Source organism: Pseudoalteromonas sp. Scap06, from assembly GCF_013394165.1.
Taxonomy (GTDB): domain Bacteria; phylum Pseudomonadota; class Gammaproteobacteria; order Enterobacterales; family Alteromonadaceae; genus Pseudoalteromonas.
Genome location: NZ_CP041330.1, coordinates 3,112,214 through 3,128,985 on the forward strand (window position 1 = coordinate 3,112,214; position 16,772 = coordinate 3,128,985).

Here is a 16,772-nt window from a genome sequence, read left to right on the forward strand (position 1 = left end):
TTCGCTCGCCCAACCTACGCGATAGGTGCTGGGTGAATGTGCGCATTTTGCTTTCCTTCAAACAGCAAAAAAACCGTCACATTTCTGTAACGGGTTTCTCTTATTTGGAGCCTGGTAATGACCTACTTTCACATAACAAATGCTACACTATCATCGGCGCTGTTTCGTTTCACTACTGAGTTCGGCATGGGGTCAGGTGGGTCCAAAACGCTATTGTCACCAAGCAAATTTGGTGTAAGTTCGATTTAATCGAGCTTACTAAAATTTGGAATTCTGATAATAAAATGTCTTCAGTAATCTACTTTAGTTATATTAACTTCTTCGCTTGTTTCACTATCACATAAAACGCGTTTGGCGTTGTATGGTTAAGCCTCACGGGTAATTAGTACAAGTTAGCTTAATGGCTCACACCACTTCCACATCTTGCCTATCAACGTTGTAGTCTTCAACGGCCCTTCAGAGACTTTAAAAGTCTAGTGAGAACTCATCTCGAGGCCTGCTTCGCGCTTAGATGCTTTCAGCGCTTATCAGTTCCGAACGTAGCTACCGGGCAATGCCATTGGCATGACAACCCGAACACCAGCGGTTCGTTCACTCCGGTCCTCTCGTACTAGGAGCAACCCCTCTCAATTCTCAAACGCCCACGGCAGATAGGGACCGAACTGTCTCACGACGTTCTAAACCCAGCTCGCGTACCACTTTAAATGGCGAACAGCCATACCCTTGGGACCGACTTCAGCCCCAGGATGTGATGAGCCGACATCGAGGTGCCAAACACCGCCGTCGATATGAACTCTTGGGCGGTATCAGCCTGTTATCCCCGGAGTACCTTTTATCCGTTGAGCGATGGCCCTTCCATTCAGAACCACCGGATCACTATGACCTACTTTCGTACCTGCTCGACGTGTCTGTCTCGCAGTTAAGCTGGCTTCTACCATTACACTAACCGTACGATGTCCGACCGTACTTAGCCAACCTTCGTGCTCCTCCGTTACTCTTTGGGAGGAGACCGCCCCAGTCAAACTACCCACCAGGCACTGTCCGTAACCCCGATTCAGGGGCCAACGTTAGAACATCAAAACTACAAGGGTGGTATTTCAAGGACGACTCCACAAAAACTAGCGTCTCTGCTTCAAAGTCTCCCACCTATCCTACACATGTAGGTTCAATGTTCAGTGCCAAGCTGTAGTAAAGGTTCACGGGGTCTTTCCGTCTAGCCGCGGGTACACAGCATCTTCACTGCGATTTCAATTTCACTGAGTCTCGGGTGGAGACAGCGTGGCCATGGTTACACCATTCGTGCAGGTCGGAACTTACCCGACAAGGAATTTCGCTACCTTAGGACCGTTATAGTTACGGCCGCCGTTTACCGGGGCTTCGATCAAGAGCTTCTCCGAAGATAACCCCATCAATTAACCTTCCGGCACCGGGCAGGTGTCACACCGTATACGTCATCTTGCGATTTTGCACAGTGCTGTGTTTTTAATAAACAGTCCCAGCCACCTGGTCACTGCGGCTCCAATCAGCTTAGAGAGCAAGTCTCATCACCAATCGGAGCGTACCTTCTCCCGAAGTTACGGTACGATTTTGCCTAGTTCCTTCACCCGAGTTCTCTCAAGCGCCTTAGTATTCTCTACCTGACCACCTGTGTCGGTTTGGGGTACGATTCGGTATAATCTGAAGCTTAGAGGCTTTTCCTGGAAGTATGGCATCAGCAACTTCATCACCGTAGTGACTCGTCTCGTGTCTCAGCCTAACAGCAACCCGGATTTACCTAAGTCACTAGCCTACACACTTTCACATGGACTACCATCGCCATGCTTGCTTAGCCTGCTCCGTCCCCCCATCGCAATTATACCAAGTACGGAAATATTAATCCGTTTCCCATCGACTACGCCTTTCGGCCTCGCCTTAGGGGTCGACTTACCCTACCCTGATTAACATGGGATAGGAACCCTTGGTCTTCCGGCGTGCGGGTTTTTCACCCGCATTATCGTTACTCATGTCAGCATTCGCACTTCTGATACGTCCAGCATACCTCCCGGTACACCTTCAACCGCTTACAGAACGCTCCCCTACCACTCAGAATAAATTCTGAATCCGCAGCTTCGGTGCATAGTTTAGCCCCGTTACATCTTCCGCGCAGACCGACTCGACCAGTGAGCTATTACGCTTTCTTTAAAGGATGGCTGCTTCTAAGCCAACCTCCTGGCTGTCTGGGCCTTTCCACATCGTTTCCCACTTAACTATGACTTTGGGACCTTAGCTGGCGGTCTGGGTTGTTTCCCTCTTCACGACGGACGTTAGCACCCGCCGTGTGTCTCCCGGATATTACTTTACGGTATTCGGAGTTTGCAAAGGGTTGGTAAGTCGGGATGACCCCCTAGCCTTAACAGTGCTCTACCCCCGTAAGTATTCGTCCGAGGCTCTACCTAAATAGATTTCGGGGAGAACCAGCTATCTCCCGGTTTGATTAGCCTTTCACTCCTAACCACAGGTCATCCCCTAACTTTTCAACGTTAGTGGGTTCGGTCCTCCAATTGATGTTACTCAATCTTCAACCTGCCCATGGCTAGATCACCGGGTTTCGGGTCTATACCTTGCAACTATTCGCCCAGTTAAGACTCGGTTTCCCTACGGCTACCCTAATCGGTTAACCTCGCTACAAAATATAAGTCGCTGACCCATTATACAAAAGGTACGCAGTCACCCTCGAGGGGCTCCTACTGCTTGTACGTACACGGTTTCAGGTTCTATTTCACTCCCCTCACAGGGGTTCTTTTCGCCTTTCCCTCACGGTACTGGTTCACTATCGGTCAGTTGGGAGTATTTAGCCTTAGATGATGGTCCACCTATATTCAGTCAAAGTTTCACGTGCTCCGACCTACTCGATTTCACTTAAAATGCGTTTTCATGTACGGGACTATCACCCTGTATCGTGGCACTTTCCAGAGCCTTCCATTAACACATAATAAGCTTAAGGGCTGTTCCGATTTCGCTCGCCGCTACTATCGGAATCTCGGTTGATTTCTTTTCCTACGGGTACTTAGATGTTTCAGTTCTCCGCGTTCGCCTCGTTAACCTATGTATTCAGTTAACGATACCTGCAAGCAGGTGGGTTTCCCCATTCGGAAATCCTAGTCTCAAGTGCTTTTTACTAGCTTGACTAGGCTTATCGCAAGTTAATACGTCCTTCATCGCCTCCAACTGCCAAGGCATCCACCGTGTACGCTTAGTCACTTAACCATACAACCCAAACGGGTCTTTGTTTTGTGACAGTTTAACTTCGCCAGAAGTTAATATTGAATACTAAAGTAGATACCAATTAATCCGAGGATTAAATGGCACTGAATGATACTGCTATCATTCTTTTTTACTTTTGAAAACTCTGTACAAATACAATGTATTCATACGAATTTTATTATCAGCTTTTCCAAATTTTTAAAGAGCATATTAATTAGTAAACTCAAAGAGCAAACTAACTAACAATCATCTGTGTGGACACTACGAACAAATAAGTTCTAAATCGTATAAGGAGGTGATCCAGCCCCAGGTTCCCCTAGGGCTACCTTGTTACGACTTCACCCCAGTCATGAATCACTCCGTGGTAAACGTCCTCCCGAGGGTTAGACTATCTACTTCTGGAGCAACCCACTCCCATGGTGTGACGGGCGGTGTGTACAAGGCCCGGGAACGTATTCACCGCGTCATTCTGATACGCGATTACTAGCGATTCCGACTTCATGGAGTCGAGTTGCAGACTCCAATCCGGACTACGACGCACTTTAAGTGATTCGCTTACTCTCGCGAGTTCGCAGCACTCTGTATGCGCCATTGTAGCACGTGTGTAGCCCTACACGTAAGGGCCATGATGACTTGACGTCGTCCCCACCTTCCTCCGGTTTATCACCGGCAGTCTCCTTAGAGTTCTCAGCATTACCTGCTAGCAACTAAGGATAGGGGTTGCGCTCGTTGCGGGACTTAACCCAACATCTCACAACACGAGCTGACGACAGCCATGCAGCACCTGTATCAGAGTTCCCGAAGGCACCAAACCATCTCTGGTAAGTTCTCTGTATGTCAAGTGTAGGTAAGGTTCTTCGCGTTGCATCGAATTAAACCACATGCTCCACCGCTTGTGCGGGCCCCCGTCAATTCATTTGAGTTTTAACCTTGCGGCCGTACTCCCCAGGCGGTCTACTTAATGCGTTAGCTTTGAAAAACAGAACCGAGGTTCCGAGCTTCTAGTAGACATCGTTTACGGCGTGGACTACCAGGGTATCTAATCCTGTTTGCTCCCCACGCTTTCGTACATGAGCGTCAGTGTTGACCCAGGTGGCTGCCTTCGCCATCGGTATTCCTTCAGATCTCTACGCATTTCACCGCTACACCTGAAATTCTACCACCCTCTATCACACTCTAGTTTGCCAGTTCGAAATGCAGTTCCCAGGTTGAGCCCGGGGCTTTCACATCTCGCTTAACAAACCGCCTGCGTACGCTTTACGCCCAGTAATTCCGATTAACGCTCGCACCCTCCGTATTACCGCGGCTGCTGGCACGGAGTTAGCCGGTGCTTCTTCTGTCAGTAACGTCACAGCTAGCAGGTATTAACTACTAACCTTTCCTCCTGACTGAAAGTGCTTTACAACCCGAAGGCCTTCTTCACACACGCGGCATGGCTGCATCAGGCTTGCGCCCATTGTGCAATATTCCCCACTGCTGCCTCCCGTAGGAGTCTGGGCCGTGTCTCAGTCCCAGTGTGGCTGATCATCCTCTCAAACCAGCTAGGGATCGTCGCCTTGGTGAGCCATTACCTCACCAACTAGCTAATCCCACTTGGGCCAATCTAAAGGCGAGAGCCGAAGCCCCCTTTGGTCCGTAGACATTATGCGGTATTAGCAGTCGTTTCCAACTGTTGTCCCCCACCTCAAGGCATGTTCCCAAGCATTACTCACCCGTCCGCCGCTCGTCAGCAAAGTAGCAAGCTACTTTCTGTTACCGCTCGACTTGCATGTGTTAGGCCTGCCGCCAGCGTTCAATCTGAGCCATGATCAAACTCTTCAATTAAAAAGTTTTATGTCTTTCGACAGCTCAATGAATTCTGAATTTATTTAATATCTTTCGATATTGAATTGACTGTGCTGCAATTCCTACCTAAGTAGTTATTGCTGTTGGTCACTCAGTTTCAATTGAGACTCTAAATTTGTTTGCCTCACTTAGTAAACTAAGCTTGGCTGTTAGAACTCAATCTGTACGAGTGCCCACACAGATGATTGCTTTATATTGTTAAAGAACGTTGCGATTAAAGCGTTAAACTTTATCTCGCTAGGGCTGCGCATATTACGCTTTCCTATTTTTTTGTCAACACTTAATTTTGTTAAACTTGAAAGTTTTCAAAACTAAGTTTTACTCGACTCACTGAGTAGCTCGTGCCTCGCTATGCGTTGCGTTCTGCCGTCTCAGTGGGGTCGCATTATAGGGAGATCCGAAAACAGATCAACCCTTTTTTGAAGAAAAATTGAAATAAATGACTGTTCGCTTGATATTTAGACTAAACGCTTAAAAAGACAACTAAACCTAATCATATTTCGCCTTTAAAGCTGTAAAAACTTATTTTTTGGAAAAATCTTTTCATAGTTTTTGTAGCTATTACCAAGAAAAGAAATTGTTTAACTTTATATGGCCATTTAGATTAGTGGCGAATAAATACATCAGGCAAGGGCTCTACTATATAAAGTTAATGAGCTATTGGTGGGTATCAACTATTTCGAACTTTTTTATATTAATAACTATAAACTGTAAAAGTCGTTACATGGTCATATATTTATTAGTCTAAATAACTTTACTTATAAATAGAAAGATAGCAGTCCTAAACGCTCGCATTATGATTCGTCGATTCTAGTTAGGCTATTTTATTAGATGAAAGAAATGAGAATAAATTTGCTATAAATAATAGAGCTAAAAGCTTTATTCATTTTGTGTGAATTTTAGATATTAAAAAGCCGAGCATAAGCTCGGCTTTTTGGTGTCTCTTTAAGACTTACTCTGCAGACTGCGCGTCTTCTTGAACTTCTTCGCTCGCCGCTGGGCGACCAACTAGTTCAATATAAGCCATTGGTGCATTATCACCAGCACGGAAGCCACACTTAAGAATACGAGTGTAACCACCTGGACGATCCGCATTACGAGGACCGATTTCACTGAATAACTTACCAACTACTTCATTATCACGCGTGCGAGCAAACGCTAAACGGCGATTTGCTACACTGTCAGTCTTAGCCAGTGTGATTAAAGGTTCAATTACACGGCGTAACTCTTTCGCTTTAGGCAAAGTAGTTTTGATGATTTCATGTTTCACCAAAGAACCTGCCATATTGCTGAACATCGCTTTACGATGGCTACTGTTACGGTTTAATTGACGACCACTCTTACGATGGCGCATGACCCTATCCTTCTAACTAAACTAATATAGTGATTTAGATTATTCAGCTAGGCTTGCAGGCGGCCAATTTTCTAGGCGCATGCCTAGAGAAAGACCACGTGAAGCTAGCACGTCTTTTATTTCAGTTAGAGACTTCTTACCTAGATTAGGCGTTTTAAGAAGCTCAACTTCAGTGCGCTGAACTAAATCACCGATATATTGAATTTGCTCGGCTTTCAAACAGTTTGCTGAACGTACTGTTAATTCAAGATCATCAACTGGACGAAGTAGAATAGGATCGAATTCTGGCTTCTCTTCTTTCTCTTCTGGCTCAGTTACATCACGTAAATCTACGAATGCATCTAATTGCTCAGCTAAGATAGTAGACGCACGGCGGATCGCTTCTTCAGGATCTAAAGTGCCGTTTGTTTCCATATCAATGATTAACTTGTCTAAGTCTGTACGTTGCTCAACACGGGCTGATTCAACCGAGTACGCAATACGTTCAACTGGGCTGAATGATGCATCAAGCAGCAATCGACCAATTGGACGCTCATCGTCATCAGAGGATAAACGACTAGATGCCGGCACATAACCACGACCACGCTCAACACGAATACGCATGCTGATCTCGCTGTTATTTGTTGTTAAATTACAAATAACATGATCTGGGTTAGCAATTGTTACATCGCCATCGTGCTGAATATCTGCCGCAGTCACAGGGCCTACACCAGATTTAGTCAGGGTCAGAAAAACTTCATCTTTGCCTTCTAACGTTACCGCTAGACCTTTAAGGTTTAGTAGTATTTCAATGATGTCTTCTTGTACGCCTTCTTTCGCGCTGTACTCATGCAATACACCGTCGATTTCAACTTCAGTTACTGCACATCCAGGCATAGATGATAACAGTATACGGCGTAAGGCATTACCCAAAGTGTGACCAAAGCCACGCTCGAGTGGTTCTAAAACTACTTTAGAACGCGTTGGGTTGATAGCGTCGATATCGACTAACCTTGGTTTTAGAAATTCTGTAACAGAACCCTGCATTTTATCCTCTCTTAACTCTTAACTTTACTTAGAGTAAAGTTCGACGATTAGTTGTTCATTAATGTCCGCAGACAGATCTGAACGCTCAGGTAGGCGCTTGAAGCTACCTTCCAATTTCTTACCGTCAACTTCAACCCAAGTCGGCTTTTCACGTTGCTCAGCCAACTCTAGAGCAGCGATGATACGTGCTTGTGTTTTAGACTTCTCACGGATTACAACAGTATCTTCTGGAGTAATTACGTATGAAGGAATATTCACAACACGACCATTAACTAGAATCGCTTTGTGGCTTACTAACTGACGTGCTTCAGCGCGTGTGCTAGCAAAACCCATGCGATATACAACATTGTCTAAACGTTGCTCTAAAAGCTGTAACAAGTTTTCACCTGTGTTGCCTTTAAGGCGAGCAGCTTCTTTGTAGTAGTTACGGAATTGCTTTTCTAATACACCGTAAATACGACGTACTTTTTGCTTTTCACGTAATTGTAAACCGTAATCAGATAAGCGTCCTTTACGAGCGCCGTGCTGACCAGGTGCAGTCTCAAGTTTACACTTAGAGTCGATAGCTCTTACGCCGCTCTTAAGGAACAGGTCAGTACCTTCACGACGACTCAGCTTGAGCTTAGGGCCCAAATATCTTGCCATGTTATTTCTCCTAACCTATTGTTAAACGCGACGTTTCTTCGGTGGACGACAACCATTATGTGGTATTGGCGTCACGTCAGTAATGTTGGTGATACGGTAACCAGCAGCATTCAAAGCACGTACAGCAGATTCACGACCTGGACCTGGACCTTTGATGAAAACTTCTAGATTTTTTAAACCGTATTCTTGAGCAGCAGTACCTGCACGCTCTGCAGCAACCTGAGCAGCGAATGGAGTAGATTTACGTGAACCACGGAAACCTGAACCACCGGCAGTAGCCCATGATAGTGCATTACCTTGACGGTCGGTAATCGTTACAATAGTGTTGTTGAAAGACGCATGAACATGAGCCATACCATCAGCAACTTGCTTTTTAACCTTTTTACGACGAATTGGTGTCTTAGCCATTTTACTATCCCCTTATCGCTTAATAGGCTTACGAGGACCCTTACGGGTACGCGCGTTAGTCTTTGTTCTTTGACCACGAAGTGGTAAAGAGCGACGGTGACGTAGGCCACGGAAACAACCAAGGTCCATAAGGCGCTTGATATTCAAAGTAACTTCACGACGAAGGTCACCTTCTACAGTGTACTTGCCAACTGCTTCACGCAGTACGTCAAGTGTTTCGTCTGAAAGTTCACCGATTTTTGTGGTCTCGGCGATACCAGTCGCTTCTAAGATAGCCTTAGAGCGAGTCTTACCTATGCCATAAATAGCTGTTAAACCAATAACTGCATGTTTATGATCAGGGACGTTAATGCCAGCGATACGGGCCACTAACACATCTCCTATATTTGAATTTGGTAATCATCTGTTTGAAAAGCCCGTAAGGATACTCAAACGAAGACCAAATCACAACTAAAAACACAGGCCGAGAAACCTCAGCCTGCACGACTGTTTACTTAGCCTTGCCTTTGCTTATGCTTAGGCTCACTGCAAATTACGCGTACTACACCAGCACGTTTAATAACTTTACAGTTACGGCATATTTTCTTAACGGAAGCACGTACTTTCATTGCTCAACTCCGTAAACTGACCTTATCGACCGTAGCCTTTAAGGTTCGCTTTTTTCAGCACAGAATCATACTGATGTGACATCAGATGCGTCTGTACTTGTGCCATAAAGTCCATGATTACAACAACGATAATCAAAATTGATGTACCGCCGAAATAGAATGGCGTTTGCCATGCCATAGTCATGAATTCGGGCACCAGACAGATAAAGGTTATATACAAAGCACCTGCCAATGTCAGGCGTGTCATCACTTTATCAATGTATTTAGATGTCTGCTCACCTGGACGAATACCTGGGATAAATGCGCCAGATTTTTTCAGGTTGTCTGCTGTTTCACGCGGGTTAAAAACCAACGCTGTGTAGAAAAAGCAGAAGAAGATGATAGCCGCAGCTAAAACCATTGCATACAAAGGCTGACCTGGAGTCAACGTTGTAGCAATTGCTTGTAGCACATCAGCAACCGGACCTTCACCCTGGCCGAACCAGCTTGCAATTGTACCAGGGAACAGAATTATACTGCTAGCGAAGATTGGTGGAATAACACCCGCCATATTTACTTTCAGAGGTAAATGCGTGCTTTGAGCAGCAAATACTTGACGACCTTGTTGACGTTTGGCGTAGTTAACAACAATACGTCGTTGACCACGTTCAAAGAATACAACAAGATAAGTAACAGCGAATACTATAACCGCAACCATCAACAGTACAAAAACATTCAAATCACCTTGGCGCGCCATTTCGGCTGTCGAACCAATAGCAGACGGCAGGTTAGCTACAATACCAACAAATATTAGAACTGAGATACCGTTACCGATACCACGTTCTGTTATCTGTTCGCCCAACCACATAAGGAACATAGTACCGGTTACTAAACTCACCACTGCGGTGAAATAGAATCCCATACCTGGGTTAACAACTAACCCGTTCATCATGCCCGGTAAGCTTGTGGCAATACCGATTGATTGGATAGTAGCAAGCACAAGCGTGCCGTAGCGTGTGTACTGGCTTATCTTTTTACGCCCTTGCTCACCTTCTTTCTTAAGCTCTATAAACGGCGGATACATATGCGTTAATAGTTGCGTAATAATCGAAGCCGAGATATACGGCATGATACCCAGTGCTAACACTGAAGCTCGCTCAAGCGCACCACCGCTAAACATGTTGAACATCTCAACAATGGTGCCCTTTTGTTGCTCGAAGAAATCGGCAAGTACAGCGGCGTCAATCCCAGGGATCGGCACAAATGAACCTAGACGGTAAATTATGATAGCACCCAATACGAAGAGTAATCGGCGCTTCAATTCCGAAAGTCCACCTTGTGCACTTTGTGTATCTTGACCTGGTTTAGCCATTAGTACTTCCTTAGTCTTCTACCTTGCCTCCGGCAGCTTCGATAGCTTCGCGTGCACCTTTAGAAGCCTTAAGGCCTTTAACGGTAACAGCGCGTGAAACTTCGCCAGATTTAACAACTTTAACGAACTGAACGTTCTTTTTAACTAGACCAGCTGCTTGTAACGCGCTTAGGTCTACCACATCGCCTTCAACTTTAGCGATTTCGTATAGGTTAATTTCTGCAGATACTAAAGATTTGCGAGAAGTGAAACCGAACTTAGGTAGACGACGTTGCATAGGCATTTGACCGCCTTCAAAACCAACGCGTACTTTACCGCCAGAACGTGATTTTTGACCTTTGTGACCACGGCCACCAGTCTTACCAAGACCAGAACCGATACCACGACCAACACGTTTTGGAGCAGTTTTTGAACCTGCAGCAGGTGAAAGTGTATTCAAATGCATCGAATTACCCCTCTACCTTAACCATGTAATAAACCTGGTTGATCATACCACGCACACATGCTGTGTCTTCTAACTCAACAGTGTGATTGATACGACGTAAACCAAGACCGCGTAATGTAGCTTTATGCTTCGGTAAACGACCGATAGAGCTTTTTACTTGTGTTACTTTTACAGTTTTATTAGCCATGGTTTACCCCAAAATCTCATCTACTCGAAGACCACGTTTTGCAGCGATCGACTGAGGAGAATTCATGTTCTCAAGAGCTGAGATCGTTGCACGTACAACGTTGATCGGGTTAGTAGAACCGTAACATTTAGAAAGTACGTTCTGCACACCAGTCACTTCAAGTACTGCACGCATAGCACCACCTGCAATGATACCAGTACCTTCAGATGCTGGTTTCATAAACACTTGTGAGCCAGCATGACGTCCTTTAACAGGATGCTGTAATGTGTTGCCATTTAGGTCTACGTTGATCATGTTACGACGTGCTTTTTCCATTGCTTTTTGAATAGCAGCTGGAACTTCACGTGCTTTACCATAACCGAAACCTACTTTACCTGCGCCATCACCAACTACAGTTAGTGCAGTAAAGCTAAAGATACGACCACCTTTAACTACTTTAGACACACGGTTCACCGCGATTAGCTTTTCAGCTAAATCAGGCTGTTGTTGCTTTGCTTCTACGTTAGCCATTGTCTACTCCTAGAATTGCAAACCGGCTTCACGCGCAGCATCAGCTAGCGCCTTCACACGGCCGTGATATTTAAAGCCACTGCGATCAAAAGCAATCTTTTCGATGCCTTTGTCAGCCGCACGTTCAGCAACCGCTTTACCAACTGCTTGTGCAGCTGCAACGTTGCCTGTGCCTTTAACTGTTTCGCTAATAGCTTTCTCAACAGTAGAAGCAGCAGCCAGTACATTACCCTCAGCGTTTACAACTTGAGCGTAAATGTGACGTGGCGTGCGGTGGATAACAAGACGCGTTGTGCCTTGTTCAATATAATTTCTACGAGTGCGTTTAGCACGACGTAGACGAGCTGTTTTTTTATCCATCGTCTTACCTTACTTCTTCTTAGCCTCTTTACGGCGTACATTCTCATCTGAATAACGAACACCTTTACCTTTATAAGGCTCAGGTTTACGGTATGCACGAATGTTAGCAGCTGTTTGACCAACTAACTGCTTGTCTACGCCCTTAACTAGAACTTCTGTTTGGCTTGGAGTTTCAATCGTAATTCCTTCAGGAACTGCGAAATTAACTGGGTGCGAGAAACCAAGAGTTAAGTCTAAAACTTTGCCCTTAGCTGCAGCACGGTAACCAACACCTACTAACTGAAGTTTCTTCTCGTAACCTTCATGCGTACCAACAACCATGTTGTTGATTAGAGCGCGAGCAGTACCTGCTTGTGCCCATGCATTGGCTACGCCTTCACGAGGTAAAGTTGTAATAACGTTGTCGTTAACTTGTACTTCAACAGCATTGTTGATAGTACGAGTAAGTTCACCGTTTTTGCCTTTAACTGTGATTTCCTGGCCTTTTAATGTAACTTCTACACCGGCAGGAACGTTTATTGGTGCCTTTGCTATGCGAGACATAGTTCCCCTCCGATTAAGCTACAAAACCAATGATTTCACCACCAACGCCTGCACTACGTGCTGCGCGGTCTGTCATTAGGCCTTTAGAAGTTGATACGATAGCGATACCTAAACCACCCATTACCTTCGGTAATTCGTCACGTCTCTTATAGATACGTAGACCAGGGCGACTTACACGCTGGATATTTTCAATAACAGCTTTGCCTTCGAAGTACTTTAACTCGATAGAAAGCTCAGGTTTAACATCACCACTTACTGCGAAGTCTGCGATGTAACCTTCATTTTTTAATACATTAGCTACTGCTACTTTCAGTTTCGAATTAGGCATCGTTACAGATACTTTCTTCGCTGACTGACCGTTACGGATTCGTGTAAATAAATCCGCGATAGGATCTTGCAAGCTCATAGTCTTACTCCCATGATTCTATTACCAGCTAGCCTTTTTAAGGCCAGGAATTTCACCGCGCATAGCTGCTTCGCGAACTTTAATACGGCTCATGCCGAATTTGCGAAGGAAACCATGTGGGCGGCCCGTAATGTTACAACGATTACGTTGACGTGCAGGGCTAGAATCACGAGGTAAAGCTTGTAGCTTAAGTACCGCGTCCCAACGATCATCTTCAGATGTATTAACATCACTGATGATAGCTTTTAGTGCTGCACGCTTTTCAGCGTACTGAGCAACTAGTTTAGTGCGCTTTGCTTCGCGCGCTTTCATAGAATTCTTTGCCATAACCCTACCCTTATTTCTTGAATGGGAAGTTAAACGCTTCTAACAACGCACGGCCTTCCTCATCTGATTTCGCAGATGTAGTGATTGTGATATCCATACCGCGTACACGGTCTACTTTATCATAATCAATTTCTGGGAAGATGATTTGTTCACGTACGCCCATGCTGTAGTTACCACGTCCATCAAAAGACTTAGCACTTACACCACGGAAGTCACGGATACGTGGGATAGCGATTGAAACCAAACGCTCAAAAAAGTCCCACATACGCTCGCCGCGTAGGGTTACTTTACAACCAATCGGGTAACCTTCACGCACTTTGAAGCCAGCAACAGATTTGCGTGCTTTAGTGATTAAAGGTTTCTGACCAGAGATAGCTTCTAGATCCGCAACAGCGTTATCTAAAATCTTCTTGTCAGCTAAGGCTTCGCCCACACCCATGTTTAATGTGATCTTTTCGATCTGAGGGACTTGCATGACAGAGCTGAAACCAAACTTCTCTTGAAGTTCAGCAACTACTTTGTCTTTATATACTTCATGCAGTTTCGCCATCATTCTACTCCAACTATTAGATAGTTTTACCAGTAGATTTAAAGATACGTAATTTCTTACCATCTTCAATCTTGAAACCTACACGATCTGCTTTGCTCGTTTCCGAGTTGTAGATCGCAACGTTTGATACGTCGATAGACGCTTCTTTCTCAACAATACCGCCAGCTTGGTTCAACTGTGGAACCGGCTTTTGATGTTTCTTGATTAAGTTAATGCCTTCGACAAATACTCGACCAGACTCGGTTACAACTGAAAGCACTTTGCCGCGCTTACCTTTGTCTTTACCTGCTAGTACGATTACTTCGTCATCACGACGGATTTTTGCTGCCATGATAGACTCCTTACAGTACTTCTGGGGCTAGTGAAACGATTTTCATGAACTTTTCATTACGAAGTTCGCGAGTCACAGGGCCGAAAATACGAGTACCAATAGGCTGCAAGTTATCATTTAAGATAACAGCCGCATTGCTGTCGAAACGGATCAATGAACCGTCTGGACGACGAACGCCTTTTTTGGTACGCACAACTACCGCGTTTTTAACATCACCTTTCTTCACTTTACCGCGAGGAATCGCTTCTTTTACAGAAACTTTAATGATATCGCCAATCGCTGCATAGCGACGGTGTGAACCACCAAGGACTTTTATACACTGCACTTTGCGAGCGCCGCTGTTATCAGCAACTTCCAGCTGAGTTTGCATTTGGATCATGTTAATGACCTCCGGTGTAGTAATTACAACTTGTCTTAAATTTGTTTAAAATCAAGACATTTCGATTGAATTCCACTCAAAAAACATACTAGATGTCTCTTAAGGGCGGGCAATTGTATCAGCATTGAGAGGGGAGTGGTAGGTTATTTTTTAATTAATTTAATGCGGACGCTAAATTAGAAACTGGTTTTTTATGCTATTTATCTAAATTACAGGTGGTTATAAAACAAACAAGGCATCTCAGCGATGCCTTGTTTTATATCAGTAATTAAAATTAGCCAAACAAACCTTTTAATTTGTCTTTAATTTTGTCTTTAGCTTTTTCTTTTGCTTCATCTTTAACCGCACTGCCTATATCTAATTTTATGCCAACATCATGAAATGGGCCTTTTATCCTCAGGGGAATTTTAAAGCCAGTGCTATCATCGGTAGTACCTTGACCTTCAATAGAATCAACTAAACCTGTTACTAGGCGGTAATTAACCAGAGTTTGCGGTAAATCAACATCTCCTTCACCTGAAATACGTATTAAAGGGCTGATCAACGATAAATCAGTATTTTTGCCTACGCCATTGGTAAAGTTAAAACTACCAGAAAGTGCAGAGAAATCTGTTTTCTCAGATTCCTCAAATCCTGTATCTAATCCCTCAGACACGGCATTAAAGTTGCCTTTAACTAGCTCTTTACCCTTACGCACCATTTCTGCTACGTTTGCTCCCTTAACTGCACCATCAGCGAACTTGAACCCTAGTTTACCATTAAGCGCGTTAATAAACGTTTTTTGGCTTTGCCCTGCTGTGGTTAGATTCCAGTTTAAAGAGCCCTTGCCCATTAGCTTATCAAACCCTGCAGCATCGCTAAGTAATGGCTGTGCGTCTATTTTATCTAAATCGAAGTTGGTTGCTATTTTATACGGGGTATTTTGGGCATTGATAGTCACCCCCCCTTTACCTGTTCCTTCATAAGCGGCAAAGCTATCTAAGCTTAATTTAGCAATGCTATTTTTAAGTGCTACAGTAAACTGGTTAGCGCCGAGTTTAATGTCGTTAGCTTTTAAACCGCTTGAACGGACAATCACATTTGCATCTAATGCATTTAAGCCACTTAAATCAATTTTAGTATCATCCCACACTATTGGCTCTGCAGGCTTAGAGTCGTCTTTTGCTGGGACTTCTTTTTTAGCTACGGTTTCAGGTAAGTAAGGATTTAAATCAAGCATGCCTAAGTCAATATCAGCATTAACCGCTAAACGACTGCCTAGATTCACCTTACTTTTACCTTTAATCTCGAGTGCATCGAGCGTTGCAACTAATTCAGTTAGGTTAAACTCTTCACCGAGCAGGTGCATTTGGGCATTGATACTAAAGGCATTAAACGCATTGTCTTTAGCGTTTAAGTCAACCCCTTGCCAGTTAGCAATATTTTTAACTGAATCACCGTTAAGTGCTAATAATCCATTAATATCTTGGCCTTGTTTGGCTATGCTGCCATCAAACGTTAAATCTACTAAACGTGAGTTAAGTTTTTGCTTTACATTAAATGTGGCGCCTTCAATCGCTTTTGCTGGAGTATCAAGTTTTACATCAAGTTCAAATCGCTCTTGCATATAAGTAATAGCACCGGTTACTTCGAGCTGTTTGCGCAGTGAAGGCAGTAATATAGCCAGTTCTAAATCGCTAATTTGTTGTTTAGCACCCGTTTGACCATCTAAATAAGTAAATGACCCGCCATAAATAGCGACTTCACCTAATTGAATATCAAAGTTTTCAGGTAGTTTGACTGCCTCACCCGATTGAGTTTGTTGCTCTGGTTGCTTGGCCACTGCATCAAATAACTGCCAGTTTGCTTTGCCGCTTTTATCGGTTTCTAGCAAAATATCAGGCTCATTAATTACAAACTTTTCTAGCTTTAGTTCGCCACCGAGTAATGAAAGCCACGGAATATGAACTGCAAGCTGCTGCATACTCGCCATATCAGCGCGAGAGCCGCTCGGCATATTGGCAAAATGCACATCATTAAGCTCCAGCTTTAATGCAGGAAATACACTGAGGGTTTTATCTCCCTTTATGGTTAATGTGCGCCCGGTTGTTTTTTCAACCTGCTCAGACACTTTATTAAAAATGGTATCAGTTGGAATTAAAAAAGGTGCAGCAACAATTAGTGCTATGCATACCAATAATATAACACCAATAACTTTAAATAAGGTCTTCATGATCATCCTTTCAAACGTGCAAATAATGCTCTTATCATAGCG

The 16,772-nt window shown here is 44.2% G+C and carries 18 protein-coding genes and 3 rRNA genes; all 21 read right to left on the minus strand.

Going from position 1 to position 16,772, the window contains the following annotated elements; translation table 11 throughout:
* Nucleotides 1-109 precede the first annotated feature (109 nt).
* A 5S ribosomal RNA gene (gene rrf / locus FLM47_RS14375) occupies nucleotides 110-224 on the minus strand.
* A gap of 137 nt (nucleotides 225-361) precedes the next feature.
* A 23S ribosomal RNA gene (locus tag FLM47_RS14380) occupies nucleotides 362-3,246 on the minus strand.
* A gap of 285 nt (nucleotides 3,247-3,531) precedes the next feature.
* Nucleotides 3,532-5,067 (minus strand): 16S ribosomal RNA (locus FLM47_RS14385).
* Together the 16S, 23S and 5S rRNA genes form the textbook arrangement of a ribosomal RNA operon.
* A gap of 973 nt (nucleotides 5,068-6,040) precedes the next feature.
* Entirely contained in the window at nucleotides 6,041-6,442 is a 402-nt protein-coding gene (gene rplQ / locus FLM47_RS14390; RefSeq protein WP_008115370.1) for a 50S ribosomal protein L17, read from the minus strand.
* A gap of 39 nt (nucleotides 6,443-6,481) precedes the next feature.
* The gene (gene rpoA / locus FLM47_RS14395) at nucleotides 6,482-7,468 is read right to left on the minus strand and encodes a DNA-directed RNA polymerase subunit alpha (RefSeq protein ID WP_008115371.1); all 987 of its coding nucleotides are present in this window, start codon (nucleotides 7,466-7,468) and stop codon (nucleotides 6,482-6,484) included.
* Nucleotides 7,469-7,492: 24 nt separating this feature from the next.
* Nucleotides 7,493-8,113, minus strand: a complete 621-nt coding sequence (gene rpsD, locus FLM47_RS14400) for a 30S ribosomal protein S4 (RefSeq protein ID WP_002959461.1) — start codon at nucleotides 8,111-8,113, stop codon at nucleotides 7,493-7,495.
* 21 nt (nucleotides 8,114-8,134) lie between these two features.
* On the minus strand, nucleotides 8,135-8,521 hold the full coding sequence (gene rpsK / locus FLM47_RS14405; RefSeq protein ID WP_002959471.1) for a 30S ribosomal protein S11: 387 nt from the start codon (nucleotides 8,519-8,521) through the stop codon (nucleotides 8,135-8,137).
* A 12-nt stretch (nucleotides 8,522-8,533) separates the two neighbouring features.
* Nucleotides 8,534-8,890 carry a 30S ribosomal protein S13 gene (gene rpsM / locus FLM47_RS14410; RefSeq protein WP_008115377.1) on the minus strand — a complete coding sequence of 119 codons (357 nt, stop codon included), beginning with the start codon at nucleotides 8,888-8,890 and terminating at the stop codon, nucleotides 8,534-8,536.
* 125 nt (nucleotides 8,891-9,015) lie between these two features.
* A complete protein-coding gene (gene rpmJ / locus FLM47_RS14415; RefSeq protein WP_002959476.1) occupies nucleotides 9,016-9,129 on the minus strand; it encodes a 50S ribosomal protein L36 in 114 nt (37 codons plus the stop codon).
* A 22-nt stretch (nucleotides 9,130-9,151) separates the two neighbouring features.
* On the minus strand, nucleotides 9,152-10,480 hold the full coding sequence (gene secY, locus FLM47_RS14420; RefSeq protein ID WP_008115380.1) for a preprotein translocase subunit SecY: 1,329 nt from the start codon (nucleotides 10,478-10,480) through the stop codon (nucleotides 9,152-9,154).
* Nucleotides 10,481-10,490: 10 nt separating this feature from the next.
* Entirely contained in the window at nucleotides 10,491-10,925 is a 435-nt protein-coding gene (rplO, locus tag FLM47_RS14425; RefSeq protein WP_008115382.1) for a 50S ribosomal protein L15, read from the minus strand.
* A 4-nt stretch (nucleotides 10,926-10,929) separates the two neighbouring features.
* Complete coding sequence (gene rpmD, locus FLM47_RS14430; protein ID WP_008115384.1) at nucleotides 10,930-11,112, minus strand: 50S ribosomal protein L30; 183 nt, start codon at nucleotides 11,110-11,112, stop codon at nucleotides 10,930-10,932.
* Nucleotides 11,113-11,115: 3 nt separating this feature from the next.
* Nucleotides 11,116-11,622, minus strand: coding sequence for a 30S ribosomal protein S5 (gene rpsE, locus FLM47_RS14435; RefSeq protein ID WP_008115387.1), 507 nt, complete (start codon nucleotides 11,620-11,622; stop codon nucleotides 11,116-11,118).
* Between the two features lie 9 nt (nucleotides 11,623-11,631).
* Nucleotides 11,632-11,982 (minus strand): 50S ribosomal protein L18, encoded by a 351-nt coding sequence (rplR, locus tag FLM47_RS14440; protein WP_008115388.1) that lies wholly within the window; start codon nucleotides 11,980-11,982, stop codon nucleotides 11,632-11,634.
* Nucleotides 11,983-11,991: 9 nt separating this feature from the next.
* Nucleotides 11,992-12,525, minus strand: a complete 534-nt coding sequence (gene rplF, locus FLM47_RS14445; protein ID WP_008115390.1) for a 50S ribosomal protein L6 — start codon at nucleotides 12,523-12,525, stop codon at nucleotides 11,992-11,994.
* Between the two features lie 13 nt (nucleotides 12,526-12,538).
* Complete coding sequence (rpsH, locus tag FLM47_RS14450) at nucleotides 12,539-12,931, minus strand: 30S ribosomal protein S8 (protein WP_008115392.1); 393 nt, start codon at nucleotides 12,929-12,931, stop codon at nucleotides 12,539-12,541.
* Nucleotides 12,932-12,952: 21 nt separating this feature from the next.
* Nucleotides 12,953-13,258 (minus strand): 30S ribosomal protein S14, encoded by a 306-nt coding sequence (gene rpsN / locus FLM47_RS14455; RefSeq protein WP_006794245.1) that lies wholly within the window; start codon nucleotides 13,256-13,258, stop codon nucleotides 12,953-12,955.
* A 10-nt stretch (nucleotides 13,259-13,268) separates the two neighbouring features.
* Entirely contained in the window at nucleotides 13,269-13,808 is a 540-nt protein-coding gene (gene rplE, locus FLM47_RS14460) for a 50S ribosomal protein L5 (protein ID WP_010392500.1), read from the minus strand.
* A 16-nt stretch (nucleotides 13,809-13,824) separates the two neighbouring features.
* Nucleotides 13,825-14,139 (minus strand): 50S ribosomal protein L24, encoded by a 315-nt coding sequence (gene rplX, locus FLM47_RS14465; protein ID WP_004589210.1) that lies wholly within the window; start codon nucleotides 14,137-14,139, stop codon nucleotides 13,825-13,827.
* Between the two features lie 10 nt (nucleotides 14,140-14,149).
* The gene (rplN, locus tag FLM47_RS14470; RefSeq protein WP_008115397.1) at nucleotides 14,150-14,518 is read right to left on the minus strand and encodes a 50S ribosomal protein L14; all 369 of its coding nucleotides are present in this window, start codon (nucleotides 14,516-14,518) and stop codon (nucleotides 14,150-14,152) included.
* Nucleotides 14,519-14,792: 274 nt separating this feature from the next.
* Nucleotides 14,793-16,730, minus strand: coding sequence for an AsmA family protein (locus tag FLM47_RS14475; protein ID WP_178956713.1), 1,938 nt, complete (start codon nucleotides 16,728-16,730; stop codon nucleotides 14,793-14,795).
* Nucleotides 16,731-16,772 lie beyond the last annotated feature (42 nt).

Bases quoted from the DNA above. Each gene is read 5' to 3' on its own strand.
- rplQ (WP_008115370.1), bottom strand. From the start codon at position 6,442: ATGCGCCATCGTAAGAGTGGTCGTCAATTAAACCGTAACAGTAGCCAT.
- rpoA (WP_008115371.1), bottom strand. From the start codon at position 7,468: ATGCAGGGTTCTGTTACAGAATTTCTAAAACCAAGGTTAGTCGATATC.
- rpsD (WP_002959461.1), bottom strand. From the start codon at position 8,113: ATGGCAAGATATTTGGGCCCTAAGCTCAAGCTGAGTCGTCGTGAAGGT.
- rpsK (WP_002959471.1), bottom strand. From the start codon at position 8,521: ATGGCTAAGACACCAATTCGTCGTAAAAAGGTTAAAAAGCAAGTTGCT.
- rpmJ (WP_002959476.1), bottom strand. From the start codon at position 9,129: ATGAAAGTACGTGCTTCCGTTAAGAAAATATGCCGTAACTGTAAAGTT.
- secY (WP_008115380.1), bottom strand. From the start codon at position 10,480: ATGGCTAAACCAGGTCAAGATACACAAAGTGCACAAGGTGGACTTTCG.
- rplO (WP_008115382.1), bottom strand. From the start codon at position 10,925: ATGCATTTGAATACACTTTCACCTGCTGCAGGTTCAAAAACTGCTCCA.
- rpmD (WP_008115384.1), bottom strand. From the start codon at position 11,112: ATGGCTAATAAAACTGTAAAAGTAACACAAGTAAAAAGCTCTATCGGT.
- rpsE (WP_008115387.1), bottom strand. From the start codon at position 11,622: ATGGCTAACGTAGAAGCAAAGCAACAACAGCCTGATTTAGCTGAAAAG.
- rplR (WP_008115388.1), bottom strand. From the start codon at position 11,982: ATGGATAAAAAAACAGCTCGTCTACGTCGTGCTAAACGCACTCGTAGA.
- rplF (WP_008115390.1), bottom strand. From the start codon at position 12,525: ATGTCTCGCATAGCAAAGGCACCAATAAACGTTCCTGCCGGTGTAGAA.
- rpsH (WP_008115392.1), bottom strand. From the start codon at position 12,931: ATGAGCTTGCAAGATCCTATCGCGGATTTATTTACACGAATCCGTAAC.
- rpsN (WP_006794245.1), bottom strand. From the start codon at position 13,258: ATGGCAAAGAATTCTATGAAAGCGCGCGAAGCAAAGCGCACTAAACTA.
- rplE (WP_010392500.1), bottom strand. From the start codon at position 13,808: ATGGCGAAACTGCATGAAGTATATAAAGACAAAGTAGTTGCTGAACTT.
- rplX (WP_004589210.1), bottom strand. From the start codon at position 14,139: ATGGCAGCAAAAATCCGTCGTGATGACGAAGTAATCGTACTAGCAGGT.
- rplN (WP_008115397.1), bottom strand. From the start codon at position 14,518: ATGATCCAAATGCAAACTCAGCTGGAAGTTGCTGATAACAGCGGCGCT.
- FLM47_RS14475 (WP_178956713.1), bottom strand. From the start codon at position 16,730: ATGAAGACCTTATTTAAAGTTATTGGTGTTATATTATTGGTATGCATA.